Source organism: Pseudomonas sp. MH10 (genome assembly GCF_034353045.1).
Classification (GTDB): domain Bacteria; phylum Pseudomonadota; class Gammaproteobacteria; order Pseudomonadales; family Pseudomonadaceae; genus Aquipseudomonas.
Genome location: NZ_CP133783.1, coordinates 1,067,885 through 1,086,139, shown reverse-complemented (window position 1 = coordinate 1,086,139; position 18,255 = coordinate 1,067,885). Strand labels below are relative to the sequence as shown.

Sequence of the window (18,255 nt, the reverse complement as noted above, 5' to 3'; positions counted from 1 at the left end):
GGCTTTTGCGCTTGCCGAAATGTTCACACCGTCCATGCCCTCGGTGGCACTATGCAAAACAGCACACCGTCGCCCGACCGTGAACAATAATAAAGGCAGTAGCTCATGACGATTCGAGGTTTAAAGATTGGGACTCGTGCGGGGCTTTTTTTTCTGGTCGTTATTGTATTGATGACGGTTTCCAGCGGCATATCGATGTGGAATATGCGGGAAATGCAGGCGTTAACCGTCGATATCCAGGAAAACTCAATGCCCAGTGTCAGGCAAGCCGGAATTATTGCAACCTCGCTGTTAAGAATGCGCCTGGAAACGTTCAAGCTGATCACCGCCAGCGATTCGGAAAAGAAAGGCTCCGCCATCAGCCTCGGAAAGTATCAAGACATCATGAAGGCCGACATCGGGAACTACGAAAAACTGGTTTCCGGTGAAAGCGAACGCAAGGTTTATCAATTGCTGGTCAACGACGTCGCCCCTTATAACGAGCAACTCAAAACTGTCATCAATGCGGGGGATGCGCTTTCGTTGACCGAAACCCTTAACTATATAAACCTCCACATCGTCCCGCTTTCCAAGGAAATGCAGGCATACGCCGATGAGCTGATCAAGATCAACGAGCAGCAGGCGGCTCAATCGAGCATTAAATCCAAAGCCGCCTACGACAATGGAGTGACCTATGCGTTGCTGCTGTTGGTGTGCTCGATTTTGGCCACCATCGTGCTTGCGATCGTCTTCACAAAAAGTATTTCGGTTCCCTTGATGGCCTTGGTCGGCGCCAGTAAGGAGATGTCCAACAATGATCTGCGTCGAGACATCCGAATCGATGGGAGCGACGAAATTACTGAATTGCAGACGGCCACTGCGTTGATGCTGGGGAATTTGCGAAACACTGTCAGGCTGATTGGCAGTTCCTCTACGCAATTGGCGAGCGCAGCGCAGCAGATGAATCAAGTGACGCAGGCGTCCAACCAAGGTCTGCAGCGGCAAAGTCTGGAAACTGACCAGGCCGCCACAGCGGTCAATCAGATGACTGCGGCGGTTGAAGAAGTGGCCAGAAACGCCTCGGCAGCATCGGTCTCCACCCAGGATTCGGAGCGTTCTACCAAACGCGGTAGCGAGCGGGTGGCAAAAACCATTACCTCCATTGAAGGCTTGAACGCGACGGTCAACGCCACCAGTCAGCAAGTCGAGAAGCTGGCGCAGTCGGCCCAAAGCATCAGCAAGGTGTTGGAGGTTATTCGGTCAATCGCCGAGCAAACCAATTTGCTGGCGCTGAACGCGGCTATCGAGGCCGCGAGGGCGGGTGATCAGGGCAGGGGCTTCGCGGTCGTCGCCGATGAAGTGCGTGCCTTGGCCCACCGCACCCAGCAATCAACCCTGGAAATAGAACAGATCATCCGGGGCGTTCAGGAAGGCTCGGAGCACGCCGTTTCATCGATGATACTGACCAGCACCGAGGCTGAGAAAACATTGTTGATCGCCCACGAGGCCGGCGCCGCCCTGGTGGAAATCGCCGCCGCCATCGTGAACATCACTGAGCGCAATATGCTGATTGCCACCGCCTCGGAACAGCAAGCTCAAGTGGCCAGGTCCGTGGACCAAAACCTCATCAGTATTCGAGACCTTTCTGTTGAGTCCTCAACCGCGGCCGAGCAAACGTCAACAGCGAGCCATGAACTGTCACGGCTCGCCACTGAGTTGAACGGCCTGGTGATGAAATTTACCGTTTGAGTTGAGCGTCTGGTATCAAATCGTTGAAGCCAGTGCCACGGCTTCTGCTTTGGCGGCGTTCCGGCCCTGGGTATCAACCTCTGGGCCATACAGGGTTTTTTCGACAATGACCGTGTGTTGTTCGTCGATGCCGACCATCTCTGACCAACTGGCCATATAGGACACTTGGTGCTCCGTACGGTCCAGTTGTGCGCCGCGTGCCGCGATAACCACCACCTTGCGACCGTTTAGCAAACCATTCAGGCCTCGGTCATCAAATGTGAACAACAGGTCTTTCTGACTGACCACATCGATCAGGTGCTTGAGCCGGTAGGGAATGCCGAAGTTCCACATGGGCACGCTGAATACAATCACGTCCGCACGCTTGAAACGTTCCGCCAGCGCTTCTATTTCCGTCCAGACCTGCCGCTCGGCCGGGGTCCGTTCGCGACCCTCAATGCCAGCGTACTTGGCGCCCAACGCCTCGCCATCAAATTCCGGTAACGCGGTATTCCACACGTCGAGAGTGTCAACTGTGGCCCCCGAGTGCTTACTTTTCCAGGCGTCGATAAATGCATGGGCGATTTCAATCGACGCTGAACGTTGCTTGCGTGGCGAACTTTCAACATGCAGTAAATGCAGCATGGGTGGATTCCTCGATGGTGGGTTATTCGAGCTTAGAGGGCAGCGGCAGCGAAAAGGTGCTGATTGCACTGGGTGTTTTAGCGGTAAAAACGCCTGATCAGACGGCATGTTTGATAACAGCGGATACGACGTTAGTACAAACAAGAAATATTCTTATTTGAAATATTTGGACTTGTCTATACCATGGCGCGTGTCGGCGCTGCCCCGTTTCAATAAATCGGTAACGCAACCCCATGGAAAACAACGACTGCAAAGACCTTTCTGTCGTCGTTGTGTCATAGAGAACAGGAAAAAACAGATGCCTCGTTTGACTCCCCGCCACCTGCGCTTGACGCAGGTTCTTGGCTTGCTAATGTCGGTCTGCGCCGCCTTCAGTTGGGCCGTCAGCGCTCAAGCGCAGGATGCTTTCTCAGCGGATTCACAGTGGATGACCGGCGACTGGGGCGGACTGCGCACCGAATGGCTGGAAAAGGGCATCGACGTTCAGATGGGCTACACCGGCGAATCGGCCTCAAACCTGCGCGGCGGTTACGACAAGCATCACACTACACGCTATGCCGACCAGTTCACCTTGGGCGCGGCCATCGACTTGCAAAAGTTGATGGGTTGGGATGACACGCAGTTCATGGTTCAGCTCACCAATCGCAATGGCGACAACCTGAACACCGACAACCTCAATGACCCCCGCGCCAGCAGTTTTTCTGCCACCCAAGAAGTGCAGGGGACCGGCAGCGTTACCCGCCTTAGCGAATTGTGGCTGAGCAAAGGCTTTTTCGATGGCGCATTGAATATCAAAGCCGGTCGTTTTGCGTTCAGTGATGATTTTGGGGTTGAAGACTGCCTGTTCCAGAACCTGGCGTTCTGTGGTTCGCAGCCCGGCAACTATGTCGACAGCATCTACAACAATCCAATCAGCCAATGGGCCGCACGGATCAAATACAGACTGACTGATTCGGTCTACGCCCAAGTCGGCGTGTTCGACGTCAATCCGTCTAACCTCGAAAACGACAGCGGCTTCAAACTCAATGGCGCGGGTACCACCGGTGCACTGATTCCCGTCGAACTGGTGTGGGCGCCCACGCTTAACAGCCTGCCGGGCGAATACCACGTTGGTTATTACTACAGCTCCGCCAACGCCAGCGATGTTTATAAAGACGCCAACAACCAACCGGCCGCTTTATCGGGTGAAGACTATCGCAGCGATAGCAGTCGCCATGGCTGGTGGTTGACCGGCAAGCAACAACTCACCACGGTGAACGGCGACGCTTCACGCGGTTTGACCCTCTCGGCCAACGCCAGCTTCTACGACCGCGCCACCACCCCGATCGACAGCTATCAGAAGGTCACGCTGGTGTACAAAGGGCCGTTTGACGCGCGTCCGTCCGACACGCTGGGCCTGGGCATCGCTCGCCTGTATGCCAGTAACTTGTACCTGCGCAACGCCAAAACCGCCAACGATGTTAGCGGCCTTAGTTATGCCGACGCGGACTACGTGCCAGAGCAACACACGGAGTACAACGTCGAACTCAACTACGGCGTACAAGTCACCCAGTGGCTAAACGTCCGGCCCAACCTGCAATACATCGCCCACCCAGGCGGCGTACGCGAAGTGCAAAACGGCGTAGTGGCGGGCTTGCAGGTTCAGTCCACCTTCTGATGGGCACAAGCCACCCCAAACCTGTAGGAGACAACTTGTTGGCGAGAGGCCTGACGCGCGGTATCAGATCCAACGCTTCGCCAACAAGTTGGCTCCTACAGAGGTCGCGATTTTGGGTTTTCTGTGGGACCGAATTCATTCGGGAAGGCATCGTGTCAGACGCGGACGAGGTCGGATTTGAAATCCATTCCCGAATAAATTCGGTCCCACCGTGCGCGGGTAAACGACACCAAACCTGTAGGCGCCAACGGTTTCATTGATACGGTTGTAGCAAGCAGCCACAACTCCTGTGGGAGTAGGCTTGCCTGCGAAGAGGCCGATAATCGCGCCGCTGATATCGACTTGAAACCTGGGTCGCTTGCAATGACGCTTTCGTTGGCAAGCCACACAGAGACATCAGCAGACACGGAATAGTAGGCACTGAACATCTGATCGCAGCCTTCGGCAGCTCCTACAAAAATCTATGCATCACAAAAATCTGTGGGGCGGAATTCATGCAAGCACCACGCAAGTGCTTGCGCAAGCGCTTGCGTAACTGGATTTATCGACTAGAGTCGTTCTCAAACAGGTCGCAACAGGTTGTAAAACCTATGCAGGCCCACGTACAAAAATAAAAAATTTGAGGGCGCGTCATGAGTCTCTCTTTACCTTTACCCCTGCTCGAAATGCGCGGCATCTCCAAGACCTTTAACGGCCTGCGGGTGCTGAAAAGCGTGGATCTGAAAGTCTACCCCGGCGAAGTTCACGCATTAATGGGCGAGAACGGCGCGGGCAAGTCCACGTTGATGAAAATCCTGTCCGGCGCCTATCAGGCTGACGCAGGCGGCGAGATTCGAATCGATGGCCAACCGGTTGCCACCTATAACCCACGTACGGCCAAAGCCCATGGCATTGCGGTCATTTACCAAGAGTTGAGCCTCTGTCCGAACCTGAGCGTGGCCGAGAATATCTACCTCGGGCGCGAGTTGCGTTCCGGCTTGACGGTCAACCGCAAGGCGATGCAAGCCGGCTGTGTCGAAGTGCTGAATCGACTCGGCGCTGACTTCACGCCGCTGACCAAAGTCAGCACGCTGTCGATTGCCGAGCGGCAATTGGTGGAAATCGCCCGCGCGCTGCACGCCGATGCAAAAATCCTGGTGATGGATGAACCCACCACGCCGCTGTCTTCCCGTGAGACCGACCGTTTATTTGCGCTGATCAAGCAATTGCGCAGTCAAGGGCTGGCAATCATCTACATCAGCCACCGTATGGCTGAAATCTACGAGTTATCTGACCGGGTTTCAGTGCTTCGCGATGGCGAACACGTCGGCATGCTGGAGCGCGAAGCCCTGTCAGCTGAGGTGTTGGTGAAAATGATGGTGGGGCGCGACCTGTCTGGTTTCTATAAAAAGGAACATGCGCCGTACGATCCCGGCGCGGTGGTCATGCGTGTGCGGGACATGGCCGATGGCGCACGGGTACGCGGTTGCAGTTTTGACGTGCACGCTGGCGAAGTACTGGGCATCGCCGGTTTGGTGGGCGCGGGCCGAACTGAATTGGCCCGCTTGATTTTCGCCGCCAACCCACGCACTTCCGGCACGCTAGAGGTCGCAGGCCAAGCCATCACTCAGCTGCGTGACCCCGCCGATGCGATTCGCGCCGGAGTGGTGTACCTCACCGAGGACCGAAAAGCCCAAGGGTTGTTTCTCGACATGAGCGTTCGCGACAACATCAACGTCTGTGCATGTGTGCCCGATGCCCATTACGGTGTGCTTGACCTTGGCCATGGCGCCCAACGCGCCAGCGCTGCCATTCGCTCGCTGTCGATCCGGGTCGGCTCGGGCAAAGTCAACGTCGGCGCCTTGTCCGGGGGGAATCAGCAGAAGGTCTTGCTGGCACGCTTGCTCGAAGTCAAACCCCATGTGCTGATCCTGGATGAACCTACCCGTGGCGTGGACATTGGCTCGAAATCGGAAATCTATCGGATCATCAACGAGCTGGCCAAAGCCGGGGTCGGGATCGTGCTGATTTCCAGTGAGCTGCCGGAAATCATCGGCACGTCCGATCGGGTCTTGATCATGCGCGAGGGCCAATTGGTGGCTGAGTTGGGTGGCACTTCCGGGCAGGACATCACCCAGGAAACCATCATCGATTTGGCCACTGGCGCGGCGCAAGTCGCGGTCCACGCAGCCTGACCACTACAACAAAAATAAAGCCGCCGAAGGTGGAACCGTCATGAATCAAAACACCGAAAAAACCAACGCCATGGGCGTGCCTGTGAACGAAAACCGTGGCGCAGTCGCCGTTAGCACGGGCGAGAAAATTCGAGGCTTGCTGCGTACGGTAGGCATGCTGCCGGTGCTGATCCTGCTGCTGGTGGGTTTCGCGCTGATGAGCGAAAACTTCTTTACCGTGCAGAACCTGTCGATCATCAGCCAACAGGCGTCGGTCAATGTGGTGCTGGCCGCCGGCATGACCTTTGTGATCCTTACCGCCGGGATTGACCTGTCAGTCGGGGCGATTCTGGCGGCCTCGGCAGTGGTCGCAATGCTGGTCTCGACGTCCCCTCAATTTGGCATGTTGGGCATCGTCGCGGGGATCGGCTTCGGGTTGCTGTTGGGGTTGGTGAACGGAGGGCTGATTGCGTTCATGCGGCTGCCGCCGTTTATCGTGACCCTCGGCGCCCTGACCGCGATGCGCGGTTTGGCGCGGTTGATGGCTGACGATAAAACCGTGTTCAACCCGGACTTGCCGTTCGCCTTTATTGGTAACGATTCGGTATTGGGGGTGCCGTGGTTGGTGATCATTGCGCTGTGTGTGGTGGTGCTGTCGTGGTTCATTTTGCGGCGCACGGTCATGGGCGTGCACATTTACTCCGTGGGCGGCAACCCGGAAGCGGCGCGCTTGTCAGGGATTAAAGTCTGGAAAGTGCTGTTGTTTGTGTATGCGGTGTCCGGGGCGTTGGCCGGGCTGGGGGCGGTGATGACTGCCTCGCGGTTGTCGGCGGCCAACGGGTTACAGCTGGGTCAATCCTATGAACTCGATGCGATTGCGGCGGTGATTCTCGGCGGCACCAGCTTTACCGGCGGTGTCGGTACCATTGGTGGCACGCTGATCGGGGCCTTGATTATCGCGGTATTGACCAATGGACTGGTGCTGATGGGCGTGTCCGACATCTGGCAATACATCATCAAAGGCATCGTTATCATCGGCGCAGTGGCACTCGACCGTTATCGCCAGTCCGGCGCGCGAACCTGATTTTTACACCTCTAGCGTTATCACAATAATCACAAGAGATAAGCCATGAACTTCAAACTCACGTTTCCTGCCGTTGCTTCTTTATTGCTGGCCGCGACCTTGTCCGCAGGCGTCCAGGCCCGGGATTTGAATGCGGTTGGCATCACCGTTGGCTCGTTGGGTAATCCTTATTTTGTCGCGCTGGTCGAGGGTGCCAAGGCCAAGGCCATGGAGATCAACCCCAAAGCCAAAGTCACAGCAGTGTCGGCGGATTACGACCTCAGCAAACAGTTCACCCAAATTGATAACTTCATTTCGGCGGGGGTTGATCTGATCCTGTTGAACGCAACGGATCCGGCGGCCATCGAGCCTGCCATCCGCAAAGCCCGTAAGGCCGGAATCGTGGTCGTCGCCGTAGACGTAGACGCCAAGGGCGTTGATGCCACGGTGCAGACCGATAACGATTTGGCCGGTCGTCTGGCGTGCCAGTACATCGTCGACAAACTGTCCGGCAAGGGCAACGTGATCATCCAGAATGGGCCGCAAGTGACTGCGGTCACCGACCGAGTTCATGGCTGTAAAACCGTGTTCGCGGCAGCACCGGGGATCAAGGTCTTGTCTGACGATCAAGACGGCAAAGGCTCGCGGGAAGGTGGGTTGAATGCCATGCAGGGTTATCTGGTGCGCTTCCCTAAAATCGATGGGCTGTTCACCATCAATGACCCACAGGCCATCGGCAGCGACCTGGCCGCCAAACAGCTGAAACGCAGCGGCATCATCATCACCTCGGTGGATGGCGCACCGGATATCGAAGGGGCACTGAAGTCCAGCGATTCGTCGATCCAGGCCTCCGCCAGCCAGGATCCGTGGGCCCAGGCCCAGGACGCGGTGACCATCGGTTACGACCTGCTCAATGGCAAGCCACCGGCGGACAAGATCAAACTGCTAGCGCCGACCCTGATTACCCGGGACAACATTGCCTCGTATACCGGTTGGTCCAAGCACTAACAGCTGGGCCTTCCCACAGAAGGCCCATTTAATGTGATGGAAAGGGCGGAGTAATCGCTGTGGTAACGATGGATGATGTAGCGAAACTTGCCAAGGTATCGACATCAACGGTGTCGCACGTGCTCAACGGCACGCGCAAGGTTAGCCCGATCACCGCGCGTGCGGTGGAGTCGGCCGTTCAGTACCTTGATTACATTCCCAATACCCTGGCGCGCTCGTTGGCCCGTTCGACCACCAACACCATTGGTGTGGCGATCTCCGCGCTGTCTAACCACTATTTCAGCGAGACGGTGCACGCCATCGAAACCGAATCGGCCAAGCACGGAATCATGATGTTATTTGTGGACACCCACGATGATCCCGAACAGGAGTTGCGGGTGGTGAAAGCGCTGCACCATCGACGTGTCGACGGGATCTTGCTGGCGCCGTCCATGGACACTAAAGACCACCGGACGTTGGCGTATTTGCAAGCCAACGAGATTCCCACGGTGCTGGTGGACCGGCTCGCTGCGAAAGGCTTCGATCAAGTGGGCGTGGAGAACAAGCGCTCGTCTCAGGCCTTGGTCGCGCATCTGATTGAACACGGTCATCGACGCATTGCCTGTGTCGCCGGCCGTCGCGGGTTTAGTACCACCGAGGAACGCATCGACGGCTACCGGGCAGCGTTGAGCGCGGCAGGTTTGCCGTTTGATCCGGCGTTACTGGTCAATGGCGAGTCCAGCAGTGAGCCCGCGCGGCTGGCCACGGGGCATCTACTTGCGCTGGCTTCGCCGCCCACGGCAATCATGGCCGCCAACAACATGATGACCATCGGCGCCATGCATGCCCTGCGGGACGCTGGCATCGCCGTGCCCGAGCAGATGGCGCTGGTGGGGTTCGATGATTTCGACTGGGCTGATTTTTTTGTCCCGCGCCTGACGGTGGTCGCGCAACCCGTTGAGACGCTGGGGGCACGGGCGGTGAAGCTGCTGCTGAAACGAATCGAATCACCCGAAGGCAGGCGACAAACCGTTCGGCTCCCGCCCACATTGCGGATTCGAAATTCATGTGGATGCCGTTGAAATGGTGATGAACAATCCTGTTTCGCTCGGGATCGATCTCGGTACGTCCGAACTCAAGGCGGTGCTGCTGGACGAGGGCGGAATCGTGCTGGGCCATGCCAGCGCCAAACTGACGATTTCCCGCCCACATCCGGGAAGGTCAGAACAGCGTCCAGAAGACTGGTGGCAAGCGTGTCTCAGTGCTCTGGACCAATTGCGCCAGGATCAACCGCAGGCCTATGCGCGCATTGCCTGCATTGGCTTGTCGGGGCAAATGCACGGCGCAGTGCTATTGGGCGATGACAACCGCGTGGTGTCCCCTGCCATCCTGTGGGATGACTCACGGGCTACCGGCCAAGCGGAACAACTGGCCCGGGATTACCCTGAGTTTGCCGAGATCACTGGCAGCCTGCCCATGGCCGGACTGACTGCACCCAAACTGCTGTGGCTGAAGCACCATGAACCGCAGGTATTTAACGAGATTGACTGTGTGCTGTCGCCCAAGGATTACCTGCGCTTACGGCTGAGCGGCGAGCGGGTCACCGACGTTTCGGACGCTGCCGGCACCCTGTGGCTGGACGTGGTCAAGCGTGATTGGTTTGAACCGATCGTTCGCGCGACCGGGCTGGAACTTCGCCAACTGCCTCGGCTGGTGGAAGGGCGCGCAGCGTCCACCGTGCTCAACACCTCAGCGGCGCAACGCTTGGGTTTGCCGGTTGGAGTGGTCATCGCCGGGGGCGGCGGGGACAACCCGGTCTCTGCAGTGGGTATCGGCGCCATCCATGCCGGGGACGCGTTTATCACCTTGGGCACCAGCGCTGCGATTGTTGCGATCACCGATCACATGGCCGGCCATCCAGCCCACGCGGTGCACAGCTTTTGTCACGCCATACCGCAGCGCTGGTACACCATGGGCGCCCTGTTGGCGGGCGCCAGTTGCTTGCGCTGGGTGACGCAATTATTGGGCTTTCCCGACGAGCAAACACTGTTGGAGCGGGTGCAGACGGCATTGCCCATTGATCAACCGGTGGCGGTTTCCAATCCGCTTTTTCTGCCTTACCTCGCAGGCGAACGTACGCCGCATAACGACCCGTTATTGCGCGGTGGATTCATGAGCCTGGGCTACGACTGTTCACCTGCGATGCTGGGTTACGCGGTGCTGGAGGGGGTGGGGTTTGGCTTGTTAGACGCGATGAACGCGGTTCAATCGGCAGGTGCCGCCGTGCATGCCTGTGCACTGGTGGGCGGCGGGGCACGCAGTGAATATTGGGCGCAGTTGTTGGCGAATATCCTCGACCGGGAAATCTACACGCTATACGGCAGTGAACTCAGCGCCTGCATCGGCGCGGCCACGCTGGGCTTTTTAGCGAACGGGCAGGGCGACGCACTGCTACAGGCGGGGATGCCGGTCAAAGCGCGGTATTTCCCACGGGTTGAGCAACAGCCTGCCTTGAATCAGCGCTATGAGAAATTTCGCGGATTATTGTCGGCGGCGAAGGCATTGCATGGTTGATTGGATTCTTATTTTGCTCGCGTCAACGCGGTTTTCGACCACCTACGGGTCCGCAACAATGTCTGATGCACCGCAGATCATCTGTAGATAGCCAACGTGTTGGCGAAGGTTCTCTCTCCTACAACGGCCAATGCCGATCAGCAAGCCAGCGAAGCCGATCTGTTCCAGTTGCAGATCAGCATCACCGCCGAACTGGTGGATGCCTACGGCCAGCTGCGCGGCGCGCAACTGCGTGAGCGAATTGCTCGGGACAACCTGAAAAACCAGCAGGAATCGCGCACTGTCACCGTCAGCATGCGTGACGCCGGGGTCGGTAACGAACTCGACGTGGTGCGTGCTGATGCCCGTCTGGCGGCGGTTGAAGCCACCGTGCCGCAGTTGCAAGCTGAACAGGTGCGGGAAAAAAACCGCATCGCGACCTTGATGGGTGAGCGTCCGGAATCGATGAAAGTCGACCTGAGCCCAGCGCAGTTGCCAGCGATTGCCAAGGCCTTGCCGATTGGCGATCCCACCGAACTGCTGCGTCACCGTCCTGATGTGCGTGCCGCTGAGCGCCAATTGGCCTCGGCCACCGCGCAAATCGGGGTGAACACGGCGGACCTGTTCCCACGGGTCAGCCTCACCGGTTTTCTCGGTTACACCGCCGCCCGTGGTTCGCAGATCGGTTCTTCGGCTGCTGCTGCCTGGTCGCTTGGCCCAAGCATCACTTGGCCGGCGCTGGATTTACGCAGCGTGCGAGCGCGGATTCGCGGGGCCAATGCCGATGCTGACGGTGCGCTGGCCAACTACGAGCAGCACGTGTTGCTGGCGTTGGAGGAGTCGGAAAACGCCTTCAGCGATTACAACAAGCGTCAGGAACGTTTGATCTCGTTGATCCGTCAAAGTGAATCGAGCCGTAAAGCGGCAGATTTGGCCTCGATTCAGTACCGCGAAGGCACCGCTGACTTCCTGGTGTTGCTGGATGCCGAACGTGAACGCCTGGCAGCCGAAGATTCTCAGGCCCTGGGTGAGATCGACACCTACCGTGGGATTGTTGCCATTTACAAGGCATTGGGTGGCGGCTGGAATAACAAGGTTGAGGGCGTGGTCATAAATAACTGAGCCGGTCATGGGCTGCTCTGTGTAATATGCATAGCAGCCTATCGATTTGCGCAGGTCCAGTTAGTGGCGATTACCAACAATCATTCTTCATTTTTTTAAACATTCCGGGGTTCCGTAATGAATATCGACGAACATAAATTTGCAGGTATTGATCTAAATTTATTAGTGGTTTTCATGGTGATGTTCCGCGAACAAAGCGTCTCAAAATCGGCTGAATATCTGCATGTCCAACAACCGGCGGTGAGCGGGTCACTGGTCAGATTGCGTCATTGCTTCGATGACCCGTTGTTTTTACGCGCGGGAAGAGGGATGCGGCCTACCAGCCGGGCGATTGAGATTGCCACGGCGCTACTGCCGGCGATGAGCATCATAGGCGCGGTCATCAGCGGCGACATGCCCAACGGATTTTCCTGACAGGTTGTGAAAACTTTACGCTGAGGGCCGTGTGGCGAATCCACGCCAAGCCCCCCATTAGCGATTACACTGCCGCACTCGGAGCCTGTATGCACCGGTATGCATGACCCTATGGTGAGGTAGAAATCGCTTGTCCATGTTCGAGTCACCCTCAGCTTTTGACCTCGGCGCACGCGAAGCTGAGGCCTATCAAAATCTGATCCTGCCCCATGTATCCAGAACCTTTGCGCTCACTATTCCGCAGTTGCCGCCGCCCCTGCGGCTGGCGGTAACCAACGCTTATTTGCTCTGTCGCATCGCCGATACCATTGAAGACGAACCGACCTTTAGCCTGGAGCAGAAGCGTCGTTATGGGGCGGCGTTCATTGCCGCCGTCACGGGTCATATCGATTCGAAACAGTTCTCGGTCGAGTTGGCTCCGCTGTTTTCACAGGCAACCTTGCCCGCCGAGCGCGAACTGGTCAGCCAGTTAGTGCTGGTTTTACAGATCACCCGCAGCCTGATGCCCTCCCAACGAACGGCAATCATTAACTGCCTGACGGTGATGTCCAAAGGGATGTTTGATTTTCAGCGCACCGTCAGTCGACATGGACTGGAAACGTTGCGCGACATGGATCGCTACTGTTACTGCGTAGCGGGGGTGGTGGGCGAAATGCTGACCGAGCTGCTCATCGATTTTGACCCTGCGTTGGCCAGCCAGCGCGGGCTGCTCTTGCCGCTGGCCGTGTCCTTCGGCCAAGGCCTGCAGATGACCAATGTGCTGAAAGACCAGTGGGAGGATTACAGCCACGGCGTTTGCTGGTTGCCGCAAGACCTGTTCGCCCGCCACGGCGTTGACCTCTCGGGATTACAAGCCGGTGGGCAAAGCGCGAATCATGGCCGTGCACTGACCGAGATGATCGGCATCGCCCACGCGCACTTGAAACTGGCGTTGGAATACACACTGACGATTCCGCTCAAGCACTCTGGGTTTCGACGTTTCTGCATGATGAATATCGCCTTCGCGGTCCTGACACTCCGTAAATTACAGCGACACCTGGACTTCTGCTCCGGTGATCAAGTCAAAATCACTCACCGGGCCGTGGCCTACGCGATGGCGCTTACCCGGCTCAGTGCACACTCCAACAGCGGATTACGCTGGCTGTTCAAAATAGCCACCCGCAGGCTGCCGTTGAGACCGCTTTCGGCAGAGTGGGATTAAAATCAATCCCCCGCAGACCTGTAGGAGGGTCCGCCACGTCTTCGACGCCGCGCTGTCGCGCAGCAAACTGTGGGGCACTTCGTTGAGCTTGAGGTTGCAGCGTGTCAGGAGAAAAGCCTTCCCGAATAATTCGGTCCCACGGTGGTTTGAATCGTTAAACCGAATTACTTCTTTTTATTGCTCCCACCCAACAATGAGCCCATCAAACCGCGCACCAACTCTCGCCCGATTTGATTCGCGGCGGTGCGCATCGCGTTTTTCATTGCCTGGCCCGCGAGACCGCTAAAAAAACCTCCTGCCCTCTCGGCCAATCCGCCGGGTATGTCCTTCGCCGGCTGTACGCCTACGTCAGGCGGGGCGATCTTGCGCGCCATTAACATTTCATACGCAGACTCACGGTCCACCGGTTTGTCGTAACGTCCAGCCAAAGGCGACTGAGCAATCAACACCGCGCGCTCGGTTTCACTCAATGGCCCGATTCGCGATTGCGGGGGCGCGATCAGTACACGCTGGACCAATTCGGGGGTGCCTTTTTCCTGCAACGTACCGACCAGCGCTTCACCAATGCCCAGCTCAGTGAGTACCGCGAGGGTATCGAACGCCGGATTAGGACGAAAACCATCGGCCACGGCGCGCAAGGACCTTTGTTCTTTGCTGGTGAATGCCCGCAGCCCATGCTGAATCCGCAAACCCAGCTGCGCGAGGATGGTATCGGGCAAGTCGCTGGGCGATTGGGTGACGAAATACACACCAACGCCCTTGGAGCGGATCAACCGAACCACCTGCTCAAGACGTTCTTGCAACGCCTTTGGGGTGTTAGCGAACAACAAATGCGCCTCATCGAAAAATAGCGCCAGCAGCGGTTTGTCAGCGTCGCCACGTTCAGGCAATTGCTCAAACAGTTCAGCCAGCAACCACAGCAGGAACGTCGCGTAGACCTTGGGCGCTTCATGCACCAAACGGCGGGCATCCAACACGTGGATGCGTCCCCGGCCATCACTGGCGGGTTGCAAAATATCTTCGAGCTGCAAGGCCGGTTCGCCGAACAACGCTTCGGCGCCTTGTTGCTCCAGCACCGCCAAACGACGGAGCAATGCCTGACTGGACCCGGTGGTCATCAAGGCGCTGTCTTCACCCAGCAGTTCTGGATGGTCGCGAAGGTGATTGAGCAGGGCTTTGAGGTCTTTAATGTCCAGCAGCAACAATCCTTCACGGTCCGCAACCTTGAACGCTGCGTACAACGTCGATTGTTGGCTGTCGGTCAACTCCAGCAAACTTCCCAACAGCAGTGGGCCCATTTCCAACAACGTGGTGCGCAAGGGATGACCCGATTGGCCGTGCACATCCCAAAGGATGACCGGATTAGCCTGGGGGCGATAATTCAGCCACGGCATACCGGCGATTCGTTCAGCGACTTTGCCTTGGGGGTTACCTGCCGCGCCCAGCCCGCACAGGTCACCCTTGATATCCGCCGCGAAAACTGCGACGCCAGCGTCGCTGAATACTTCAGCCAGACGCTGGAGTGTCACGGTCTTGCCGGTACCGGTCGCTCCCGCAATCAGGCCATGACGATTCGCCAACCGCAGCGCTTGCCCAACCGGCTGCCCGTCAAGGCTTGCGCCAAATAGAATTGAGTCAGAGTCAGACATGTAAAATCCGTCCAATAAAGGTGTTAATCCATAAATGTCCGCGCCAATACTGCTTTTAAAAGAGCTAAAAGCAATCGCTTTATATTTACCTTAGTCGAGCCCTAGACAGCAGGGAGTGGCAACTTTAGGCTCATCGCCTTTGTCCGGTTCTGGCGTCACTCTTCATGAACTCAGTTGTTACCGTCGTTTTGCCGATTTTTGCGCTGATCCTGGTCGGGTTTATCTGTCGAAAAGCCAATTGTCTCGGACCCACTGCGGCTTCAGAAATCAATCGCCTAGTGGTATGGCTGTGCTTGCCAGCGCTGTTATTTAAAACCACAGCGACCGCCACCTGGGCGGAGATTTGGCAGCCGGGCTTCGTTCTCGCCTTTAGCGGTGGAGCGTTGTTGGTGTTTTTCGCGACCCTGATCTGGCGCATGGCCAACAAACACTCGTTGGTCGAGGCGAGCATCGACGGGCTAAGCGCTTCGTATGCCAATACCGGTTACATCGGTATTCCACTGTGCCTGTTGGTTCTCGGCCCCGCAGGTCTTCAACCGGCGTTGATATCCTCGCTGATCGTCGTCTGCGTGCTGTTCTCTATTTCAGTGGTCTGCATTGAGATCGGGCTTCAACAGGAAAAACACCTAGGCCGGGCCATTGCGACCGTATTACGTGCGCTGGCAAAAAACCCACTGGTCGTCTCGCCAATAGCCGGGGGGTTGTGGGCTGCGACGGGGTTGGGACTCACTGTGCCGGTTCTCCACTTCCTGGACATGCTCGCGAGTGCGACGACCCCGTGTGCGCTGATCTCCTTGGGTTTGTTTCTCGCACACAAGCAGGAAGGACGAGTGACCGGTGCCTGGCCGCTGGTGCTTATAAAGCTGATCGTCCAGCCGTTAATAACGGCGTATTTGGCGTTCAAGGTGTTTCATCTTCCGCCGTTATGGGCGCAGGCGGCGCTGCTGTTAAGCGCGCTGCCTACCGGCACTGGGCCTTTCATGCTTGCGGAATACTATCGCCGTGAAGCAGGGGTGATCTCTCGCACTATCTTGCTTTCGACGCTGGGGTCGTTAGCATCCATATCCATTATTCTTTGGTTGTTTTCGGTCTGAAAAATCGATCCAAGCGTAACGCTGCTGTCTAGTGACCATCAGCCACTTTACGTTCTATCTCTGCTGTTTTCCGGCTGAGCTCATCGGCAGCGCTTTCTTCATCGGTGTCGGTGGTTGATGTTTCATCGGCACCTTCTAGGTCCTCATTGTCGTCCTCGATATTCTGCTCAACGACGTTAATGGGTTTTTCCGAGTTGCTCATGTTGTTGTCTCCTGCGGTGGAGATTTTAGCGTAGACCAACCCACGAGGCCCTCTGTCGTCAAACCCCGATTTTGAATGCCGTTTATCATCTGGCAATGGTGGGAGCGGGCTTGCTCGGGGTGGATCGGGGTCGCGCTCAATCGCGCTCCTACACACTCATTTCTTCATTAGGTTATGAAAGTGCTGCGCTAAATCAACCGGTTAATCTCGTCCGTACTCAAACCTGCGGCCCTGAGAATTGCGACGCTGTGTTCGCCACGGCTGGGCACGCTGCCAATGTCACACGAGGGCGTCGCGCAGAAGCGGGGCGCCGGTGCAGCTTGCAGCACGCCGTCATGAATGGCATACACCCCGCGAGCGGCCATGTGCGGGTGGGCCAAAGCTTCAACTGGGGTCAAGACCGGCGCGAAACAGGCATCGCTGCCTTCTAGCAGGTCGATCCAGTATTGGCGTGGTTCACTGGCGAACAGCCCGGTCAAGCGTTCGCGCAACGGGCCCCAGAAGCTAGGGTCGTAGGGATTCTTGAATTCCGGGTCGTCGCCCAGCCCGAGTGTGTTGAACAGTTGGGCATTGAATTGCGGCTCTAGCGCTTGAATGCTGATGAAGTGGCCATCGGCGCATGCATAAGTACGCGCCCAGTGCGGACCGTCGAGTAACCCCGTACCACGCGCCATAGGCTGGTGGCCGGCGGCGTGCGCGGACAGCATCAGGTTCATCAGGTTGGCGCTGCCATCGACGATCGCAGCGTCCACCACTTGCCCCACGCCACGGGTGCTGGCATTGAGGATGCCGGCCAGAATTCCCATTGCCAAATACAGCGCACCGCCGCCCAGATCACCCACTAAGGTCGGTGGCGACAGCGGTGGTGAGCCAGGTTCCCCGGAAAACCACAAGGCGCCGGAAAGGGCGATGTAATTAAGGTCATGGCCGGCGAACTGAGCCAGCGGCCCGTGTTGACCCCAGCCAGTCATGCGTCCGTAGATTAGGCGCGGATTGCGCGCCAGGCACACGTCCGGTCCCAGCCCCAGGCGTTCCATGACGCCTGGGCGCATGCCTTCGATGAGGGCGTCCGAGCCTTCGATCAGGCGCAGCACGGCTTCGATGGCGGCAGGGTCTTTGAGGTCCAGCGCGACCGAGCGTTTTCCGCGATTAACGATGGCGTGCTTGCCCAGGTCGAATGTGTCGCCGCCTTTGGCACTGCTGCGCTCAACCAGAATGACCTCGGCGCCCATGTCAGCCAACAACATGCCGCAAAACGGTCCCGGCCCGATGCCAGCGATCTCGACAATCCGTACGCCGTCCAATACTCCCATGGGAGATGCTCCTTTGAATGAGGGTGGTCGGGACATTGGTATTGATTCCGGCGCTGTCGCATTTCCTCTTCAAAAACCCTCGATAACGCACTACTGGCCCATGCGCGACAACGTGTCGCGCATGGGTGCCACTGACACGCCGACCCATCCGTCCAGTGGCCGGCTCAGTTCTTCAATCAGATAGATCGCCCCGGAGGTGGAGAGGGCGCACATCAGCAGCGCCACGATAATCGTGCCGTTGCGCGGTGCGAACAAGCCGAACGTGCCAAAGATGATGGACAGCCAGGTAACGAGAACGAGCAATAGGGCCAGCGGTACCGAGCCGTTCGCTAACTTGACCACGCCAATGGACTCATCACTCAGGTGGTGAGCGGGCAGACGCTCTCGCACGTATAACCCCAACAAGGCGCTGCCGAATACGCAGACAAATACACCCAGTGCGAGCAAAAGATGATTCAAGCTATCGGCCTCGGTTTTGGTATTCATCGGGTCTGA

Annotated in this window: 15 protein-coding genes and 2 pseudogenes; 12 read left to right on the top strand and 5 right to left on the bottom strand. The window is 57.4% G+C overall.

Features of this window, described 5'->3' with window-relative positions; all coding sequences use genetic code 11:
* Positions 1 to 105 precede the first annotated feature (105 nt).
* Positions 106 to 597: pseudogene (locus RHM59_RS25365) on the top strand (MCP four helix bundle domain-containing protein); the annotation flags it as partial.
* Entirely contained in the window at positions 577 to 1,728 is a 1,152-nt protein-coding gene (locus RHM59_RS04840; RefSeq protein ID WP_416195079.1) for a methyl-accepting chemotaxis protein, read from the top strand. The pseudogene RHM59_RS25365 and the gene RHM59_RS04840, both read left to right, overlap by 21 nt.
* 15 nt (positions 1,729 to 1,743) lie before the next feature.
* On the opposite strand, the gene RHM59_RS04835 is transcribed toward RHM59_RS04840, so the two are convergent.
* Positions 1,744 to 2,349, bottom strand: a complete 606-nt coding sequence (locus RHM59_RS04835; RefSeq protein ID WP_416194798.1) for an FMN-dependent NADH-azoreductase — start codon at positions 2,347 to 2,349, stop codon at positions 1,744 to 1,746.
* 301 nt (positions 2,350 to 2,650) lie between these two features.
* Here RHM59_RS04835 and RHM59_RS04830 point away from each other — a divergent pair, with 301 nt between their 5' ends.
* From RHM59_RS04830 to RHM59_RS04790, 9 genes and pseudogenes are all read left to right on the top strand, one after another.
* On the top strand, positions 2,651 to 4,009 hold the full coding sequence (locus RHM59_RS04830; protein WP_416195052.1) for a carbohydrate porin: 1,359 nt from the start codon (positions 2,651 to 2,653) through the stop codon (positions 4,007 to 4,009).
* Positions 4,010 to 4,641: 632 nt separating this feature from the next.
* Positions 4,642 to 6,183, top strand: a complete 1,542-nt coding sequence (locus RHM59_RS04825) for a sugar ABC transporter ATP-binding protein (protein WP_322170154.1) — start codon at positions 4,642 to 4,644, stop codon at positions 6,181 to 6,183.
* A 70-nt stretch (positions 6,184 to 6,253) separates the two neighbouring features.
* On the top strand, positions 6,254 to 7,246 hold the full coding sequence (locus RHM59_RS04820) for an ABC transporter permease subunit (protein WP_322286663.1): 993 nt from the start codon (positions 6,254 to 6,256) through the stop codon (positions 7,244 to 7,246).
* A gap of 45 nt (positions 7,247 to 7,291) precedes the next feature.
* The gene (locus tag RHM59_RS04815) at positions 7,292 to 8,233 is read left to right on the top strand and encodes an ABC transporter substrate-binding protein (RefSeq protein WP_322170157.1); all 942 of its coding nucleotides are present in this window, start codon (positions 7,292 to 7,294) and stop codon (positions 8,231 to 8,233) included.
* 59 nt (positions 8,234 to 8,292) lie between these two features.
* Positions 8,293 to 9,294: a LacI family DNA-binding transcriptional regulator gene (locus tag RHM59_RS04810; RefSeq protein WP_322286071.1), complete on the top strand. Its 1,002-nt coding sequence runs from the start codon at positions 8,293 to 8,295 to the stop codon at positions 9,292 to 9,294.
* Positions 9,295 to 9,301: 7 nt separating this feature from the next.
* A complete protein-coding gene (gene xylB, locus RHM59_RS04805) occupies positions 9,302 to 10,786 on the top strand; it encodes a xylulokinase (protein ID WP_322286070.1) in 1,485 nt (494 codons plus the stop codon).
* A gap of 126 nt (positions 10,787 to 10,912) precedes the next feature.
* Positions 10,913 to 11,887, top strand: a pseudogene (locus tag RHM59_RS04800) (TolC family protein); the annotation flags it as partial.
* A 117-nt stretch (positions 11,888 to 12,004) separates the two neighbouring features.
* Positions 12,005 to 12,301 (top strand): LysR family transcriptional regulator, encoded by a 297-nt coding sequence (locus RHM59_RS04795; protein ID WP_322170179.1) that lies wholly within the window; start codon positions 12,005 to 12,007, stop codon positions 12,299 to 12,301.
* A 136-nt stretch (positions 12,302 to 12,437) separates the two neighbouring features.
* Positions 12,438 to 13,502: a phytoene/squalene synthase family protein gene (locus RHM59_RS04790; RefSeq protein WP_322286069.1), complete on the top strand. Its 1,065-nt coding sequence runs from the start codon at positions 12,438 to 12,440 to the stop codon at positions 13,500 to 13,502.
* 164 nt (positions 13,503 to 13,666) lie between these two features.
* Here RHM59_RS04790 and RHM59_RS04785 read toward each other — a convergent pair whose 3' ends face one another.
* Complete coding sequence (locus RHM59_RS04785) at positions 13,667 to 15,151, bottom strand: helicase HerA-like domain-containing protein (RefSeq protein WP_322286068.1); 1,485 nt, start codon at positions 15,149 to 15,151, stop codon at positions 13,667 to 13,669.
* Positions 15,152 to 15,315: 164 nt separating this feature from the next.
* Between RHM59_RS04785 and RHM59_RS04780 the strand changes: the two genes are divergently transcribed.
* Positions 15,316 to 16,245 carry an AEC family transporter gene (locus tag RHM59_RS04780; RefSeq protein WP_322170189.1) on the top strand — a complete coding sequence of 310 codons (930 nt, stop codon included), beginning with the start codon at positions 15,316 to 15,318 and terminating at the stop codon, positions 16,243 to 16,245.
* 28 nt (positions 16,246 to 16,273) lie between these two features.
* Here RHM59_RS04780 and RHM59_RS04775 read toward each other — a convergent pair whose 3' ends face one another.
* The 3 genes from RHM59_RS04775 to RHM59_RS04765 all read right to left on the bottom strand — a co-directional run bounded on the left by RHM59_RS04775 (position 16,274) and on the right by RHM59_RS04765 (position 18,246).
* Entirely contained in the window at positions 16,274 to 16,447 is a 174-nt protein-coding gene (locus tag RHM59_RS04775; RefSeq protein WP_322286067.1) for a hypothetical protein, read from the bottom strand.
* A 188-nt stretch (positions 16,448 to 16,635) separates the two neighbouring features.
* Positions 16,636 to 17,760 carry a CaiB/BaiF CoA-transferase family protein gene (locus RHM59_RS04770; protein ID WP_322286066.1) on the bottom strand — a complete coding sequence of 375 codons (1,125 nt, stop codon included), beginning with the start codon at positions 17,758 to 17,760 and terminating at the stop codon, positions 16,636 to 16,638.
* Between the two features lie 90 nt (positions 17,761 to 17,850).
* Positions 17,851 to 18,246 carry a hypothetical protein gene (locus RHM59_RS04765; protein WP_322286065.1) on the bottom strand — a complete coding sequence of 132 codons (396 nt, stop codon included), beginning with the start codon at positions 18,244 to 18,246 and terminating at the stop codon, positions 17,851 to 17,853.
* Positions 18,247 to 18,255: the final 9 nt, after the last annotated feature.

Bases quoted from the DNA above. Each gene is read 5' to 3' on its own strand.
- RHM59_RS04815 (WP_322170157.1), top strand. From the start codon at position 7,292: ATGAACTTCAAACTCACGTTTCCTGCCGTTGCTTCTTTATTGCTGGCC.
- RHM59_RS04770 (WP_322286066.1), bottom strand. From the start codon at position 17,760: ATGGGAGTATTGGACGGCGTACGGATTGTCGAGATCGCTGGCATCGGG.
- RHM59_RS04775 (WP_322286067.1), bottom strand. From the start codon at position 16,447: ATGAGCAACTCGGAAAAACCCATTAACGTCGTTGAGCAGAATATCGAG.
- RHM59_RS04830 (WP_416195052.1), top strand. From the start codon at position 2,651: ATGCCTCGTTTGACTCCCCGCCACCTGCGCTTGACGCAGGTTCTTGGC.
- RHM59_RS04790 (WP_322286069.1), top strand. From the start codon at position 12,438: ATGTTCGAGTCACCCTCAGCTTTTGACCTCGGCGCACGCGAAGCTGAG.
- RHM59_RS04820 (WP_322286663.1), top strand. From the start codon at position 6,254: ATGGGCGTGCCTGTGAACGAAAACCGTGGCGCAGTCGCCGTTAGCACG.
- RHM59_RS04780 (WP_322170189.1), top strand. From the start codon at position 15,316: ATGAACTCAGTTGTTACCGTCGTTTTGCCGATTTTTGCGCTGATCCTG.
- RHM59_RS04785 (WP_322286068.1), bottom strand. From the start codon at position 15,151: ATGTCTGACTCTGACTCAATTCTATTTGGCGCAAGCCTTGACGGGCAG.
- RHM59_RS04840 (WP_416195079.1), top strand. From the start codon at position 577: ATGCAGGCATACGCCGATGAGCTGATCAAGATCAACGAGCAGCAGGCG.
- RHM59_RS04765 (WP_322286065.1), bottom strand. From the start codon at position 18,246: ATGAATACCAAAACCGAGGCCGATAGCTTGAATCATCTTTTGCTCGCA.
- xylB (WP_322286070.1), top strand. From the start codon at position 9,302: ATGAACAATCCTGTTTCGCTCGGGATCGATCTCGGTACGTCCGAACTC.
- RHM59_RS04795 (WP_322170179.1), top strand. From the start codon at position 12,005: ATGAATATCGACGAACATAAATTTGCAGGTATTGATCTAAATTTATTA.
- RHM59_RS04825 (WP_322170154.1), top strand. From the start codon at position 4,642: ATGAGTCTCTCTTTACCTTTACCCCTGCTCGAAATGCGCGGCATCTCC.